Source organism: Streptomyces sp. NPDC055962, assembly GCF_042270185.1.
Lineage (GTDB): Bacteria > Actinomycetota > Actinomycetes > Streptomycetales > Streptomycetaceae > Streptomyces.
Window position 1 is genome coordinate 203,465 of sequence record NZ_JBHJYN010000007.1, and the last position, 14,117, is coordinate 217,581.

Annotated in this window: 13 protein-coding genes, 1 tRNA gene and 2 pseudogenes; 12 read left to right on the top strand and 4 right to left on the bottom strand. The window is 67.7% G+C overall.

All coding sequences use genetic code 11. The features are described 5' to 3' along the window. Position 1: 1 nt before the first annotated feature. Both grpE and dnaK read right to left on the bottom strand, forming a co-directional pair. Positions 2-655, bottom strand: a complete 654-nt coding sequence (grpE, locus tag ACFC51_RS21600) for a nucleotide exchange factor GrpE (RefSeq protein ID WP_376367872.1) — start codon at positions 653-655, stop codon at positions 2-4. Continuing rightward, positions 652-2,505, bottom strand: coding sequence for a molecular chaperone DnaK (gene dnaK / locus ACFC51_RS21605; RefSeq protein ID WP_376367870.1), 1,854 nt, complete (start codon positions 2,503-2,505; stop codon positions 652-654). The genes grpE and dnaK overlap by 4 nt, the downstream gene beginning before the upstream one ends. A 345-nt stretch (positions 2,506-2,850) precedes the next feature. On the opposite strand from dnaK, the gene ACFC51_RS21610 reads away from it, so the two are divergent. The 3 genes from ACFC51_RS21610 to ACFC51_RS21620 all read left to right on the top strand — a co-directional run bounded on the left by ACFC51_RS21610 (position 2,851) and on the right by ACFC51_RS21620 (position 7,062). Next, positions 2,851-3,510 carry a sugar transferase gene (locus tag ACFC51_RS21610; protein WP_376367868.1) on the top strand — a complete coding sequence of 220 codons (660 nt, stop codon included), beginning with the start codon at positions 2,851-2,853 and terminating at the stop codon, positions 3,508-3,510. A gap of 92 nt (positions 3,511-3,602) precedes the next feature. Next, positions 3,603-5,870, top strand: a complete 2,268-nt coding sequence (locus ACFC51_RS21615; protein ID WP_376367867.1) for a (Fe-S)-binding protein — start codon at positions 3,603-3,605, stop codon at positions 5,868-5,870. A 262-nt stretch (positions 5,871-6,132) separates the two neighbouring features. After that, a complete protein-coding gene (locus tag ACFC51_RS21620) occupies positions 6,133-7,062 on the top strand; it encodes a Yip1 family protein (protein WP_376367865.1) in 930 nt (309 codons plus the stop codon). Positions 7,063-7,122: 60 nt separating this feature from the next. Here ACFC51_RS21620 and ACFC51_RS21625 read toward each other — a convergent pair whose 3' ends face one another. Further along, complete coding sequence (locus ACFC51_RS21625) at positions 7,123-7,623, bottom strand: phosphoribosyltransferase (protein WP_376367863.1); 501 nt, start codon at positions 7,621-7,623, stop codon at positions 7,123-7,125. A gap of 6 nt (positions 7,624-7,629) precedes the next feature. After that, positions 7,630-8,205: a dCTP deaminase gene (dcd, locus tag ACFC51_RS21630; RefSeq protein WP_103515797.1), complete on the bottom strand. Its 576-nt coding sequence runs from the start codon at positions 8,203-8,205 to the stop codon at positions 7,630-7,632. A gap of 465 nt (positions 8,206-8,670) precedes the next feature. Between dcd and ACFC51_RS21635 the strand changes: the two genes are divergently transcribed. From ACFC51_RS21635 to ACFC51_RS21675, 9 genes and pseudogenes are all read left to right on the top strand, one after another. Then, positions 8,671-8,744, top strand: a tRNA-Gly gene (locus ACFC51_RS21635). A gap of 266 nt (positions 8,745-9,010) precedes the next feature. Further along, positions 9,011-9,448 (top strand): hypothetical protein, encoded by a 438-nt coding sequence (locus tag ACFC51_RS21640; RefSeq protein WP_376530268.1) that lies wholly within the window; start codon positions 9,011-9,013, stop codon positions 9,446-9,448. Then, entirely contained in the window at positions 9,445-10,077 is a 633-nt protein-coding gene (locus ACFC51_RS21645) for a hypothetical protein (RefSeq protein WP_376530271.1), read from the top strand. The genes ACFC51_RS21640 and ACFC51_RS21645 overlap by 4 nt, the downstream gene beginning before the upstream one ends. Positions 10,078-10,288: 211 nt before the next feature. After that, positions 10,289-11,035, top strand: a complete 747-nt coding sequence (locus tag ACFC51_RS21650; RefSeq protein ID WP_376530273.1) for a hypothetical protein — start codon at positions 10,289-10,291, stop codon at positions 11,033-11,035. Positions 11,036-11,167: 132 nt separating this feature from the next. Continuing rightward, positions 11,168-11,398 carry a hypothetical protein gene (locus tag ACFC51_RS21655; protein ID WP_376530276.1) on the top strand — a complete coding sequence of 77 codons (231 nt, stop codon included), beginning with the start codon at positions 11,168-11,170 and terminating at the stop codon, positions 11,396-11,398. A 14-nt stretch (positions 11,399-11,412) separates the two neighbouring features. Then, positions 11,413-11,801: pseudogene (locus tag ACFC51_RS21660) on the top strand (DNA-binding protein); the annotation flags it as partial. A 255-nt stretch (positions 11,802-12,056) separates the two neighbouring features. Further along, positions 12,057-12,401, top strand: a complete 345-nt coding sequence (locus ACFC51_RS21665) for a transcriptional regulator (protein ID WP_376530279.1) — start codon at positions 12,057-12,059, stop codon at positions 12,399-12,401. A gap of 819 nt (positions 12,402-13,220) precedes the next feature. Continuing rightward, positions 13,221-13,970 carry an SDR family NAD(P)-dependent oxidoreductase gene (locus tag ACFC51_RS21670; protein ID WP_376530281.1) on the top strand — a complete coding sequence of 250 codons (750 nt, stop codon included), beginning with the start codon at positions 13,221-13,223 and terminating at the stop codon, positions 13,968-13,970. A 1-nt stretch (position 13,971) separates the two neighbouring features. Continuing rightward, a pseudogene (locus ACFC51_RS21675) lies at positions 13,972-14,073 on the top strand (DNA-binding protein); the annotation flags it as partial. Between the last annotated feature and the right edge of the window lie 44 nt (positions 14,074-14,117).

Here is a 14,117-nt window from a genome sequence, read left to right on the forward strand (position 1 = left end):
GTCAGACCTCTTCGGTGCCACCGCTCTCCTCGTCGTCTGCCTTCTCTTCCTTCGCCGCGGCGGGCGTGGCGCCCGGCTGCGGCTCCGCCACGGCCACCCGCGCGGGGCGGATGGTGCGCTCCCCGATGCGGTACCCAGGCTGCAGGATCGCCACGCAGGTCGTCTCGGTGACGTCCGGCGCGTACGAGTGCATCAGGGCCTCGTGGATCGTCGGGTCGAAGGGCTCGCCCTCCTTGCCGAACTGCTGGAGGCCCAGCTTCGCGACGACCGTCTCCAGGGATTCGGCCACCGACTTGAAGCCGCCCACGAGCTCGCCGTGCTCCCGGGCCCGGCCGACGTCGTCGAGCACGGGCAGGAGCTCGGTCAGCAGGCCCGCTGCCGCGACCTCCTTGACCGTCACCCGGTCGCGCTCGACGCGGCGACGGTAGTTCTGGTACTCGGCCTGCAGCCGCTGGAGGTCGCCCGTGCGCTCGCTGAGCGCGGTACGGACCTGGTCCAGCTGGGCCGTCAGGGCCGCTGTCTGCTGTACGTCCCCGGCCGGGGCCGCCGCCTCCTCCTCCTCGGAGGGGGTGGCGGCCTTCGACTCGACGTCGTCGGAGCTGGCGCCGGAGGGGACGTCAGGCTTCTCGTCGAAGCCCGGAGTCTCCTCGGTCACGCCGCACCGCCCTTCTGGTCCTTCTCGTCGTCCACGATCTCGGCGTCGACGACGTCGTCGTCGGCCTTGGCCTGGCCGTCGCCCGGCGCCTCGGCACCCGGCTCCCCGCCCTCGGACTGGGCGTTGGCGTACATCGCCTGGCCCAGCTTCTGGGAGACGGCCGCGACCTTCTCGGTGGCGGTACGGATCTCGGCGGTGTCCTCGCCCTTGAGCTTCTCCTTCAGCTCGGTGAGCGCGGTCTCCACCTCCGCCTTCACGTCACCGGGGACCTTGTCCTCGTTGTCCTTGAGGAACTTCTCCGTCTGGTAGACGAGCTGCTCGCCCTGGTTGCGCGACTCGGCGGCCTCACGACGACGGTGGTCCTCGTCGGCGTACTGCTCGGCCTCCTCACGCATCCGGTTGACCTCGTCCTTCGGCAGCGAGGAGCCGCCGGTGACGGTCATCTTCTGCTCCTTGCCGGTGCCGAGGTCCTTGGCGGCGACGTGCATGATGCCGTTGGCGTCGATGTCGAAGGCGACCTCGATCTGCGGCACGCCACGCGGGGCCGGCGGCAGACCGGTGAGCTCGAACATCCCGAGCTTCTTGTTGTACGCCGCGATCTCGCGCTCGCCCTGGTAGACCTGGATCTGCACGGACGGCTGGTTGTCCTCGGCCGTCGTGAAGATCTCGGACCGCTTGGTCGGGATCGTGGTGTTGCGCTCGATGAGCTTGGTCATGATCCCTCCCTTGGTCTCGATACCGAGGGACAGCGGGGTCACGTCGAGGAGCAGGACGTCCTTGACCTCGCCCTTGAGGACACCGGCCTGGAGCGAGGCACCGATGGCGACGACCTCGTCCGGGTTCACGCCCTTGTTGGCGTCCTGGCCGCCCGTGAGCTCCTTGACGAGCTCGGCGACGGCCGGCATGCGGGTCGAGCCACCGACGAGGACGACGTGGTCGATCTCGGAGAGCTGGATGCCCGCGTCCTTGATGACGTTGTGGAAGGGGCTCTTGCAGCGGTCCAGGAGGTCCGCGGTCAGCTGCTGGAACTGCGAGCGCGTGAGCTTCTCGTCCAGGTGCAGCGGGCCCTCGGCGGACGCCGTGATGTAGGGCAGGTTGATCGTGGTCTCGGTCGAGGACGAGAGCTCGATCTTCGCCTTCTCCGCGGCCTCGCGGAGACGCTGGAGAGCCATCTTGTCCTTGGACAGGTCCACGCCGTGCCCGTTGGCGAACTGCTTCACCAGGTAGTCGACGACCCGCTGGTCCCAGTCGTCACCACCGAGGTGGTTGTCACCGTTGGTGGCCTTCACCTCGACGACGCCGTCGCCGATCTCCAGGAGGGACACGTCGAAGGTGCCGCCACCGAGGTCGAAGACGAGGATCGTCTGGTCGTCCTTGTCGAGGCCGTACGCCAGGGCCGCGGCGGTCGGCTCGTTGACGATGCGCAGGACGTTCAGGCCCGCGATCTCGCCGGCCTCCTTCGTCGCCTGACGCTCGGAGTCGTTGAAGTACGCCGGAACGGTGATCACCGCGTCGGCGACCTTCTCGCCCAGGTAGGACTCGGCGTCGCGCTTCAGCTTCTGCAGGATGAAGGCGCTCATCTGCTGCGGGTTGAAGTTCTTGCCGTCGATCTCGATCTTCCAGTCAGTGCCCATGTGGCGCTTGACCGAACGGATCGTCCTGTCGACGTTGGTGACCGCCTGGCGCTTGGCGACCTCGCCGACGAGCACCTCGCCGTTCTTGGCGAAGGCGACGACGGACGGCGTGGTCCTGGCGCCTTCGGCGTTGGTGATGACGGTGGGCTCGCCGCCTTCGAGAACGCTGACGACGGAGTTAGTCGTGCCCAGGTCGATGCCGACCGCACGTGCCATTTCAATTCCTCCAACTGACTACTTGAGTGGATCTGACTCAAGGATGCATGACACCCCTGCCGGAGTCAAAGGACCTGAGCCGCTTACGCTCAACTTATGTGCTCACGCAACCGCTGAGCAGGCACTTTCCGCCCACCGGAACCGATCCGGACACGCCGTGGCGGCCACGGCACGCGACACCCGGATGCGCGGCACGTCACACACACCACCTCCCACCCTCGCACCATGGGATCGTTCTGTCACAAAATGCATCGAGACGGTCATACCGTCACACGTCACCGACTTCGGGCAGGTGCCATGCGGTACGCGAAGCAGAGTGCGGCACGACGGACGCGACACCCCGCCATGTCCGCCGCGGCGAGGGCGGTGCGCACCGCCGGCCGCTCCCCCCGCGCGCTGGCGGTGGCCGCCAAGGCGCGGCGCGCCGCCGGCGCCCTGGCGGCCGTCACCCTCAAGAGGGCCCTGGACGTCACGCTCGGCTCGGCGCTCCTGCTGCTGACGTCCCCCGCACTCGCCGTCGCCGCCCTCACCCTCTCGCTGCGGCCGCCGCGCGGCCGGGGAGGCGTACTGGTACGCGAGACGCGCATCGGCCTGGGCGGTCACCCCTTCGAGCTGCGCTCGCTGCGCACCCGCCGACTCCGGCTCGGCCTCCTGTCCCGGCTGCCGCACGTCGTGAGGGGGGAGCTCTCCCTGGTGGGCCCCGCACCCCTCACGCCGGACGAGAACGCCCTGCTCGGCCCCGCCGCGGGGCGCTGGCGGCACGGCCTCCGCCCCGGCCTGACGGGCCTGGCCCAGGTGCGCGCCCGGTCGGGAATGCCCTGGGACGAACCCGCCCTCCTGGACGCGCACTACGCAGAGCATCATGGAACCGGGCTCGACCTCGCGATCCTGGCGCAATCCGCACGCATCCCCCTACGTGCGGCCGTACGCCGGCTGCACCACCGGGGGAAGGCTCGCCTGAGCGACACAGATCACCGCCTGCCCGGCTACAGCGTGGCGGAATAAGTGGATAGTGTCAGCACAGACTGATTAAGTTACTGCTTAGTAATCACTTGTACGCGCTGGATCCCACCCTCGCAGGCCCGAGGAGCCCCCAAATGCAACTCGCCGCGATCATCGTGTCGCTGGTTCTGATCGTGGTCGGCGTGGCACTTTTCGCCCGCGCCCTCCTGCAGATCTACACCTTCATGCGGCTCGGCCAGAACGTGCCCGCGGGCACCCGCACCGATGAACCCGTACAGCGCACCGTCACCGTGGCCAAGGAGTTCCTCGGACACACCCGGATGAACCGCTGGGGCATCGTCGGTGTCGCGCACTGGTTCGTGGCGGTGGGCTTCTTCTCGCTGCTGCTGACGATCGTCAACGCCATCGGCCAGCTGTTCCAGGCCGACTGGCTGCTGCCGATCGTCGGCGAGTGGGCGCCGTACAACGTCTTCGTCGAGTTCATCGGCACGATGACGGTGCTCGGCATCGCGGTCCTGATCGTGATCCGCCAGCTCAGCAGGCCGGACAAGCCGGGCCGCAAGTCCCGCTTCGCCGGCTCCAACTTCGGCCAGGCGTACTTCGTCGAGGCCGTCATCCTCATCGTCGGCGTCTGCATCTTCATGCTGCACGCCCTCGAAGGCGCCCAGCACCACGTGGACGGCTACGAGGCGTCGTTCTTCATCTCGTACCCGGTGGTCTCCTGGCTCGAGGGCATGGACGTGTCCACGCTCCAGAACCTCACCTACTTCTTCGCCGGCCTGAAGATCGCGACCTCCTTCATCTGGATGATCACGGTCGCCCTGAAGACCGACATGGGTGTCGCCTGGCACCGCTTCCTCGCCTTCCCGAACATCTGGTTCAAGCGGAACGCCGACGGCGAGGTCTCGCTCGGCGCGCTGCTGCCGATGACCTCGGGCGGCAAGGAGATCGACTGGGAGGACCCGGGCGAGGACGACACCTTCGGTGTCTCCCAGGTCGAGCAGTTCTCCTGGAAGGGCATCCTCGACTTCTCGACCTGCACCGAGTGCGGTCGCTGCCAGTCGCAGTGCCCGGCCTGGAACACCGGCAAGCCGCTCTCACCCAAGCTCCTGATCATGTCCCTGCGCGACCACGCGCACGCCAAGGCCCCGTACCTGCTGGCCGGCGGCGGCAAGGACATGGAGGGCAACGAGAAGGCCACCGAGGAGCAGCTCAAGGACGTCCCCGCGGCCGCCCTCGCGGAGGCGGAGCGCCCCCTCATCGGCACCGCCGAGGAGAACGGCGTCATCGACCCGGACGTGCTGTGGTCCTGCACCACCTGCGGTGCGTGCGTGGAGCAGTGCCCGGTCGACATCGAGCACATCGACCACATCGTCGACATGCGCCGCTACCAGGTGATGATCGAGTCCGCGTTCCCGTCCGAGGCGGGCACGATGCTCAAGAACCTGGAGAAGAAGGGCAACCCCTGGGGGCTCGCCAAGAAGCAGCGCGTCGAGTGGACCAAGGAGGTCGACTTCGAGGTCCCGATCGTCGGCAAGGACGTCGAGGACCTCAGCGAGGTCGACTACCTGTACTGGGTCGGCTGCGCGGGCGCCCTCGAGGACCGCGCCAAGAAGACGACGAAGGCCTTCGCGGAGCTCCTCCACATCGCGGGCGTCAAGTTCGCGATCATGGGCGGTGACGAGAAGTGCACCGGTGACTCGGCCCGCCGCCTCGGCAACGAGCCGCTGTTCCAGCAGCTCGGCCAGGAGAACGTCGCGATGCTGAACATGGCGTTCGGCGAGGACGACGAGGACGACTCGACCAAGAAGTCGAAGGCGTCGAAGAAGATCGTCGCGACCTGCCCGCACTGCTTCAACACGATCGCGAACGAGTACCCGCAGCTCGGCGGCGAGTACGAGGTCATCCACCACACGCAGCTGCTCCAGCACCTGGTGGACGAGGGCAAGCTGATCCCGGTGACGCCGGTCGAGGGTCTGATCACGTACCACGACCCCTGCTACCTGGGCCGCCACAACAAGGTCTACACACCGCCGCGCGAGATCATCAAGAGCGTTCCTGGGCTGCGGAACGAGGAGATGCACCGCCACAAGGAGCGCGGCTTCTGCTGCGGCGCCGGCGGGGCCCGGATGTGGATGGAGGAGCGGATCGGCAAGCGCATCAACAACGAGCGTGTCGACGAGGCCCTCTCGCTCAACCCGGACATCGTCTCCACCGCGTGCCCGTTCTGCCTCGTCATGCTGACCGACTCGGTCAACGGCAAGAAGAACGACGGGCAGGCGAAGGAGTCGGTGCAGGTCGTCGACGTGTCGCAGCTGCTCCTGGAGTCGGTGAAGACACCCGCCGACCCGGCGGACGACGCGGAGACGGCCGACCAGCCGGAACCCGAGCCCGTCCAGTAACTCTCCCTGCCCGCGGAAGCGGCCGGACCTGCCTCGGGGGCAGGACCGGCCGCTTCCGTACGTCCGGGGCAGGCCGGGGCAGGGGCGGCGGGCCCCCGGGGCCTGGGGCGGAGGACCCCCCGGGGGCCGGGGCGGAGGCCCCCGGGGCCTGGGGCGGGGGACCCCCCGGGGATCCCTTAGGGGATGTCACAGCTAGGCCGCAAAGGGCCCGTGTTCCCCCGGCCCTCACACCGCACCCGTACGGACCAGGTACGTTCGATGTGTGGCTGGATTCAGGATCGGACGCGGCCGGGACAACCGCACACCGCAACAACACCCGCAGCAGCAGCAACAGCCGTACGGCTCGCAGGCGTCACCGCCGCCGTACGGCGGGCAGTCGTGGCCCCCGGCAGGAGGCAACGGCGCACCGTACGGCGGCCCCCAGGGCGCCCCGTACAGCGGCGGGCACGGCGGCAACGGACACGGGGGTGGGCACGGACACACAGGCGGGCACGGCGAACCGGAGTACTTCGGCGACCCGCACCACCAGCCGTCGCAGCAGGACCCGTACGCCAACGCCCCGGGGCACACCCAGGCGTTCAGCATCAACGAGGACCCGTACGGCGACGGCAGCACCTACCAGGCCGGCAGCGCCCCCGTGCAGCCCTCCGGCCCGCGGCTCCCCTGGAAGCAGCTGCTGAGCGGCATCGTGATGCGGCCGGGACCGACGTTCTGGCAGATGCGCGACTACCCCGTCTGGGGCCCCGCGATCGTCGTCACGTTCGTCTACGGCCTGCTCGCGCTCTTCGGCTTCGACCAGGCGCGCGACGAGGCGATCCACGCGGAGGTCTCGACGGCCGCCCCGTACGTGATCTTCACGGGCCTCGGCTTCGTCGTCGGCGGCCTGGTCCTCGGCGCGGTCACCCACACCCTGGCCCGCCAGCTCGGCGGCACGGGCTCCTGGCAGCCGACCGTGGGCCTGTCGATGCTGATCATGTCGATCACGGACGCGCCCCGGCTGATCTTCGCCCTGTTCCTCGGCGGCGAGAACTCCCTGGTGCAGATCCTCGGCTGGATCACCTGGCTGGCCGCCGGGGCGCTGTTCACCTCGATGGTGAGCAAGTCCCACGACCTGCCGTGGCCGAAGGCCCTGGGCGCCTCGGCCATCCAGCTGATCGCGCTGCTCTCGATCATCAAGCTCGGCACGATCTGACCCGACGCGCAGGAGGGCCCCGGTGCACGGCACCGGGGCCCTCCTGCGTCTCGCGCGCGCCTAGGAGTCGAGGACCTGACCCTCACGGCGCACGACGGGCTTCTCCACGCTCCACGGGAAGTTGATCCACTGATCGGTCTTCTTCCACACGTACTCGCACTTCACGAGCGAATGCGGCTTCTCGTAGATCACCGCGCTGCGCACCTCGGCCACGTGGTCGATGCAGAAGTCACGGACCAGCTTCAGCGTCTTCCCGGTGTCGGCGACGTCGTCGGCGATGAGGACCTTCTTCTGCGAGAAGTCGATGGCGTTCGGGACGGGTGCCAGCATGACCGGCATCTCCAGCGTGGTCCCGACCCCGGTGTAGAACTCGACGTTCACCAGATGAATGTTCTTGCAGTCCAGGGCATACGCCAGACCGCCGGCGACGAAGACCCCGCCCCGCGCGATGCTCAGCACGACGTCCGGCTCGTACCCGTCGTCGGCGACCGTCTGCGCCAGCTCCCGTACGGCGTGCCCGAACGCCTCGTACGTCAGATTCTCCCGAGCTTCACCAGCCATGCCGTATCACACCTGTGTCCGATGGAAATTCATGTAAGAACGCGAGGCGGTAGGCCCTCGCTGGCCCTGATAGCGCGATCCGTAACGCTCGGATCCGTACGGGAACTCGGAGGACGAGGTCAGCCGGAACATGCACAGCTGCCCGATCTTCATTCCCGGCCAGAGCTTTATCGGGAGGGTCGCCAGATTCGACAGCTCAAGCGTCACATGACCCGAGAAACCGGGGTCGATGAAACCTGCCGTGGAATGCGTCACCAGCCCGAGCCGCCCCAGCGAGCTCTTGCCCTCCAGCCGCGACGCCAGGTCGTCGGGGAGCGAGATGACCTCGTACGTCGAGGCCAGGACGAACTCTCCGGGGTGGAGGATGAACGCCTCGTCACCCTCGGGCTCGACCTGACGGGTCAGGTCCACCTGCTCGACGGCGGGATCGATATGCGGATAGCGGTGGTTCTCGAACACCCGGAAGTAGCGGTCCAGCCGCACATCGATGCTCGAGGGCTGAACCATCGAGGCGTCGAACGGGTCAATGCGAACCCGCCCGGCATCGATCTCGGCCCGGAGGTCCTTGTCTGAGAGAAGCACGCACCGAGGATACGCAGAACGCGCGAGCCGACCCCAACCGGACCGCCCCGCGCGCCTGCCTCACCCCTCTAGCGCTCCTCGAACGCCACAGGAACGGCCTGCCTCAACCGCGCACAGCGCGGGCAGCGGATGAGCCGCCCGGGACCGATCCGCTCGGACCCGAGCTGCTGCATCGGGAACGACGAGGCAGCAAAAACGTGCCCTTCGGCACAGCGGACGACGGTGCGCTCCATCGACTCCATCAAGTCCCTTCCCCAACCAGCCATGGACGAGACCGCCACATTAGGGGATGAACAGGACGCCACTCCAGGCGGCACTCCGACCACCCACGCTACGCCCCCAACTCCCCTCACCCACACCCGCGTCCACCCCCCACAACGACACACGGACCCCACGGCGAACACGCCGGGGGTCCGGGATGGGGTACAGTGTGGGACGATGCACAGCCGATCATCAGCGTGCCTCGCGGGTGTAGTTTAATGGTAGAACATGAGCTTCCCAAGCTCAGAGCGCGAGTTCGATTCTCGTCACCCGCTCCATGATGAAGGCCCAGGTCGACGACCTGGGCCTGTTTTCATGTCCGCGACGCGCTGGAGTGGAGCGATCCGGCCGATGCAGACCGCCGGCATCAGCCCGAGCTCATCGACCTCCCCGCTTGCTGCTGTTTGATAACTGCGCGATCCGCATTAGTGACCTGCGCGAGGCAGCTGACGACACTGACCGGACCTCATGCATCCAGGTGAAGAGAAACGATTCCGTCCGCGGGGAGGGACTGTGCCGTGCGGTGAGGTGGCACGGTCCGGTCATGAAGATAATCAGGACGCTGACCGCAGTTGTCGTCGGCACCTGCCTCGCAGCCGCACCCGTGGGCGAGGCATCAGCGGCGGCGCGCTGGAACAAGAACGTGAAGTGTGAGGAGACCGACCCCGAGGGACGGGTGATCCCAACGCGTTATGGCAACGCCGATCTCGGCTGGAATCACTTCTCCGGCAAGCACAACATCAAGAAGTCTCGGGTGGTCGACGCGGCCCTGGCCGGGAAGGTCGACAAGAAGAACGGGGGCAGACTCGAGTACTACGGGGTCGCCCGCAACCAGACCAAGCTGGTCAAGATCGTGGTCATCGTCCAGTACGCGCGCCGCACGGCCGATGGCGAGTACGACGCGGGCAGGGGCAAGAAGATCGGCGTCATCACCGCCTACTGCAAGGGCATGAACAGGTGCCCGGACTGGATCAACGAGTGAACGACCCCGGCGGGGAGACAGCCGAGCAGCAGGCGTACATCACGCGCTTCCTCCTCGACTACACAGCGGTGCCCCTTGCCGGGGGGATCTTCCTCCGCGGTGTGCTGCCGGCGCGGGATGCGGTCCGGGTCGTGACCGGAGCCGCCGACGCGGTGGCACCACACGAACTGGTCGCCTACGAAGTCCCGTTGTCGGACGAGGACGAGGAGCCGGTGACCGCTCCACTGGTCCTTGCCTGGACGCGCACGCTCGTATCCGGCTCCCTTCCCCACACCGACGCCACCGTGATGGGCATGCCGCTGATCCCGGTGGACACCACCGCCCTCGAACCCGCCGACTCGTCCCCCACGGATCGAGCGCTGCGCGTGCTGCGCACGTTGGCCTGGCCATTCGTCGAGGCCCCGCCAAGCCCAGCACTCTGCGGATTCCTCTTCACCGGACAGGACAGCATGCGTCTCTACCTCGCAGTCGACAAGGCACACGGCCTGATCGCGGCCGACGTACAGCTCACCGGTGCCTTGACCGCACTGCTCGCCGCCCTGCCCTCACTCATCGGCGAAGAGGAACGCTGGGTGACGGACACATCCGACCCCCACTGTGTCCACGCAGTCGACCTGACCACCTGGTAACGAACGGCCACACCGCACCAGGGCGCCCCGAGAGCCGGCCTGCTGCGTCTGCCGCCAGCCCATCGACGCAGTCGAATACTGATGGTGACCACCCGGCGATCACCATTGGCCACACAGCCGGGCGGCGGTCGGTTAGGCCCGTCTCCTGCTCACAGGAGTGTTGCGTGCGGACCAAGCAGCTCACTGCCGGCTCTTCCTGGATGATCGACCTGTGAACCAGAGCCGTTCCAACGCCGGCGCACCCCGCGAGCCCGACTTGCCGCCCTACCAGGTAGTCCTGTCGGAGACTGATTGGGGTTCGCTCGAGACGCCTTTCGGAGACGGTGAGAACCTCCCCGAGGTCCTCACACGGCTGCTGACGCCCGACCCCAGAGCCCAGGTCAAGGCTCTGTCAGAGCTAGGTGAGATGGTCGGCCACCAGAACACCATCTACGAAGCCACTGCCCCCGCCGCCAAGTATGTCGCCGGTATCCTCACCCACCCGGCGGCTACGACCCCTCGGCCCTATCGCAACGTCCCCGTTCGCGCGGCGCTGCTGAACTGGTTGGCTTCCACGGCCTACGACGCCTCCGACGAGATTGTGGGCCGCACGGAGCAGTACTCCCCTGGCTTCCTCGCCCCCGGCACCATCGTGGCGTCCTTCCGAGACCTGCGCCCGATGCTCTATCGGGCCGTCTCGCCCTTCCTCCGAGACGGCCACGAGGACGTGCGCGAAGCCGCCGTCATTGCCGCCCTCATCCTCGCTGAGCACCCCGCGCTCGCCGAGCACCGCGATCACCTCGCCGTGCACGCGCGCGCCATCCTGGACACCGGCGGCGATGCCCCCAACCGGCGTGTTGCCCGGAAGGCGCTCGAAGCGTGGGGCCACGAGGTCTCTGACCTTGAGCCTGTTGTGGAGGAGCCCCGGAACCGGGGGCCACATAGCGACGGCCTCAGCTATCTCGAACCGCCCTTCTGACCGATACGCGCATGGCCCGCGGGCTTGTACTCCCAGCGCCGGAACGTGCACCCTCCGGTCGTGAAACCTTGGCCGGAACGATCGATGCCGCCAACCCAAGACCTCTCGCGCATACTCCAGCATGCTTGACATATGTCCTCCACGACACGCATCACCGTCAGGCTCCCCAGCGACCAGGTGGCGGAGCTCCGCAAGCTCACGGACAACGTCTCCGGCTACGTGGCGGAGGCCGTGGCTCGCCAGATCCGGCACCAGCTTCTGGGCGACGACCTTCGCCGGCATGAAGAAGAGCACGGAGGCTTCAGCGACGAGGAGCTCGCCGAGGCCCACGCGAAGATCTTCGGCGCCACCGGCTCGTCCTAGGACGCGGACGCCGCGTGAGCGAGCGCATCGAGACCATCGTCCTGGACTCGGAAGGGCTCTCCGCCTGGATCGCGCACGACCGCAACTTCCTCGCCATGCTTCAGGTCTTCCACGACATGGGAGCCGACCTGGTGATCGGGGCGAACACCATCGTGGAAGTAACCCGCACACCCCCCGCCTGAACTTGGCCCTGCCCCGCATCAAGGTGGAGCCGGTCACCGAGCAGGCGGCGAAAGCAGCGGCTGAGCTCCTCAAAGTCGCCGGACTGCACGGGCACAAGTACGCCATCGACGCCACGGTCGCCGAGGTCGCACTCCGCCAGCGGAAACCCGTCGCCCTGCTGACCTCCGAGAGCGACGACATGGCCAGGCTCTGCGGCAACCAGGTCCGCATCATCCCCCTCTGCCCAGTCGGCCCGCCCGGAGCACGCGTCGCACTGCCAGCTCTCGTGCCCCATCCGTGCCCAGCAGAGCGGACAACAGCGGTCGGATACGACTCCCAGAGACCGGGCGCCGCCCACCTGACCAATCCGAAATCGCAGGTCAGAGCCCCTGCAACAACCTAAGATCCTTTGATTCCCAAGCCCGGTGCTTCTTTGGTTGGGTCATCTTGGATGCGTCCGGTCGGCTTCGGTGGCCTCTCCCTGGATAATCGACGTATGGCATCACAGCCCAGTCTTTCTGATCTCCGCCGTGCCAAGTTCGCCCGGCGAACGCCCGCAGAGCTCTCCGAGCTTGTCGGCCCCGAGCACGGCACGGTGCGCCTGCCACTTCACCTGGCATGGTCAGGGCTGACCATGTTCGACCTCGACCAGCCCCGGTTGCGGATGAGCTACTACCGCATCCTCCTGGCCGAGGGCCAGCACGCCGACCTGGTTCAGTACCTCAATCGGGACTTTCTCGTGGGCCTGTGGCCCACACTGCGCAGGCTGGTCAGCCGGGATGTCCGTGACGTCTGGGAGAGTGCTTTCGACGAGCTGGGCGGCAGCGCGAGTCGCTGGTGAACCTCACCGACCTGCACCGCCGCCTACATGTAGACGTACTCGCCGTGGGCGGCGCGTACCCCCTCGCGCTCGCCGTCGGCTACGCGGTCCAGGCACACGCCTGGTGGACCGGCTCAGCCAGGACCTCGATGTCGCGACCGAGAACCCAGATCGCATGGAGGACATTGCCGCGGTCACGTCAACCATCAACAGCAGGCCGAGGGTGTCGCAATCAGGTGCCGGCGCCTGCCGTTGATCTTCTTGGCGCCATCAAGGCCCCGGGCGCCGGCGCCAACAACCGCGTCGGCCTTGACCGTCTGGCGAGCCCTCGGCTCTCCAGCCACCCGGACACCTGCAGCAACGGCCGGATCCGCTGTCACTCGGCATCCGCCAGATTCGAGTCGTAGGCCGGACCGGTCGGGCCGGTCGGCCGCGTTCACGAACCGGTGAGCGAGACAATCGCACGACACGTCGGATGAGTTGAAGTCCACGGGCATCGGCACGTACAACAAGGGCAACAGGGCCTCCTGACGCACTCGGGCCTCAGTAACTCCGGACTGCGCCAGGGGCCCTGTCTTCATGCACAAGGACCGCGGGATCACCCGGCCTGTCAGGCACTTCGATCACACCGCACTCAAGATCGAGACGGCAAAGGCCTCTTGCGATCCGTTCCGGATCGGCGACCTGGGGCGAAGGGGCGGATGCGGGAGCAGATCGCGGCTCCGCCATCCGGCTGAGGAGCCTGCGGCACCTGCCCGTTGACGCCGGCTGTCGACGGTCGTAGCGTGCGGCGGACAGAGATGTGACCGTCGTTCATAAACGAGCACATGGGGTGGGGTCGTGGGGCAGCGCAAGGTCGTGGTGTCGGGTGGCGGTACGGGGATCGGGCGGGCGGTGGCCGAGGTCTTTGCGGCGGACGGCGACCACGTCGTCCTCATCGGGCGGCGCGAGGGGCCCCTGGAGAAGGCCGCAGGAGAGCTCGACGCCGCGCACGGTACGGGAACGGCGTCCTGGGTCGCCGCCGATCTGAGCGACCCCGGCCAGGCCCGCAGAGCCGTGGAATTCTGCACAGCGGGCGGCGCGCAGGTCGACGTGGTCGTCGCCAACGCCGGCGGCAACGTCGCACCGGCCCACGACGGCACCCTCGAAGGCGTCGCGGACAGCTTCCGCCGCAACTTCGAGGCCAACGTGCTCACCGCCGTGCTGCTCACCGAAGGATTGCTGCCGCACCTCACCCGGCCCGGCGGCCGAATCATCCAGATGTCGTCCATCGCCGCGCTGCGCGGCCCCGGTTCGTACGGCGGCTCCAAGGCCACCATCAACACCTACACCGTCGACCTGGCGCAGAAGCTCGGCCCACAGGGCATCACCGTGAACGCGGTCGCCCCAGGCTTCGTCGCCGACACCGAGTTCTTCGGCGACCGGGCCACGCCCGATTTCGTCGCCGCTCGGACCAAGCAGTCGCTGACGGGCCAGGCGGGCCGCCCCTCGGACATCGCCGCAGCGGTGCACTATGTGGCGTCACCTGAAGCGGCGTACATGACAGCGCAGATCGTGCACGTGAACGGGGGAGCAGCATGGGGGCGTTGACGTGGAAGTCAGCCACTCCCGCACCAACATGCCTCGCCTGAACTGGGCTCTGTCCCGCGTCAAGGTGGAGCCACTCACCGGACAAGCGGCGAAAGCGGCAGCCATCCCACCCAACGGGAAGGCCCGGGTCAAGGCGTACCTGATGGC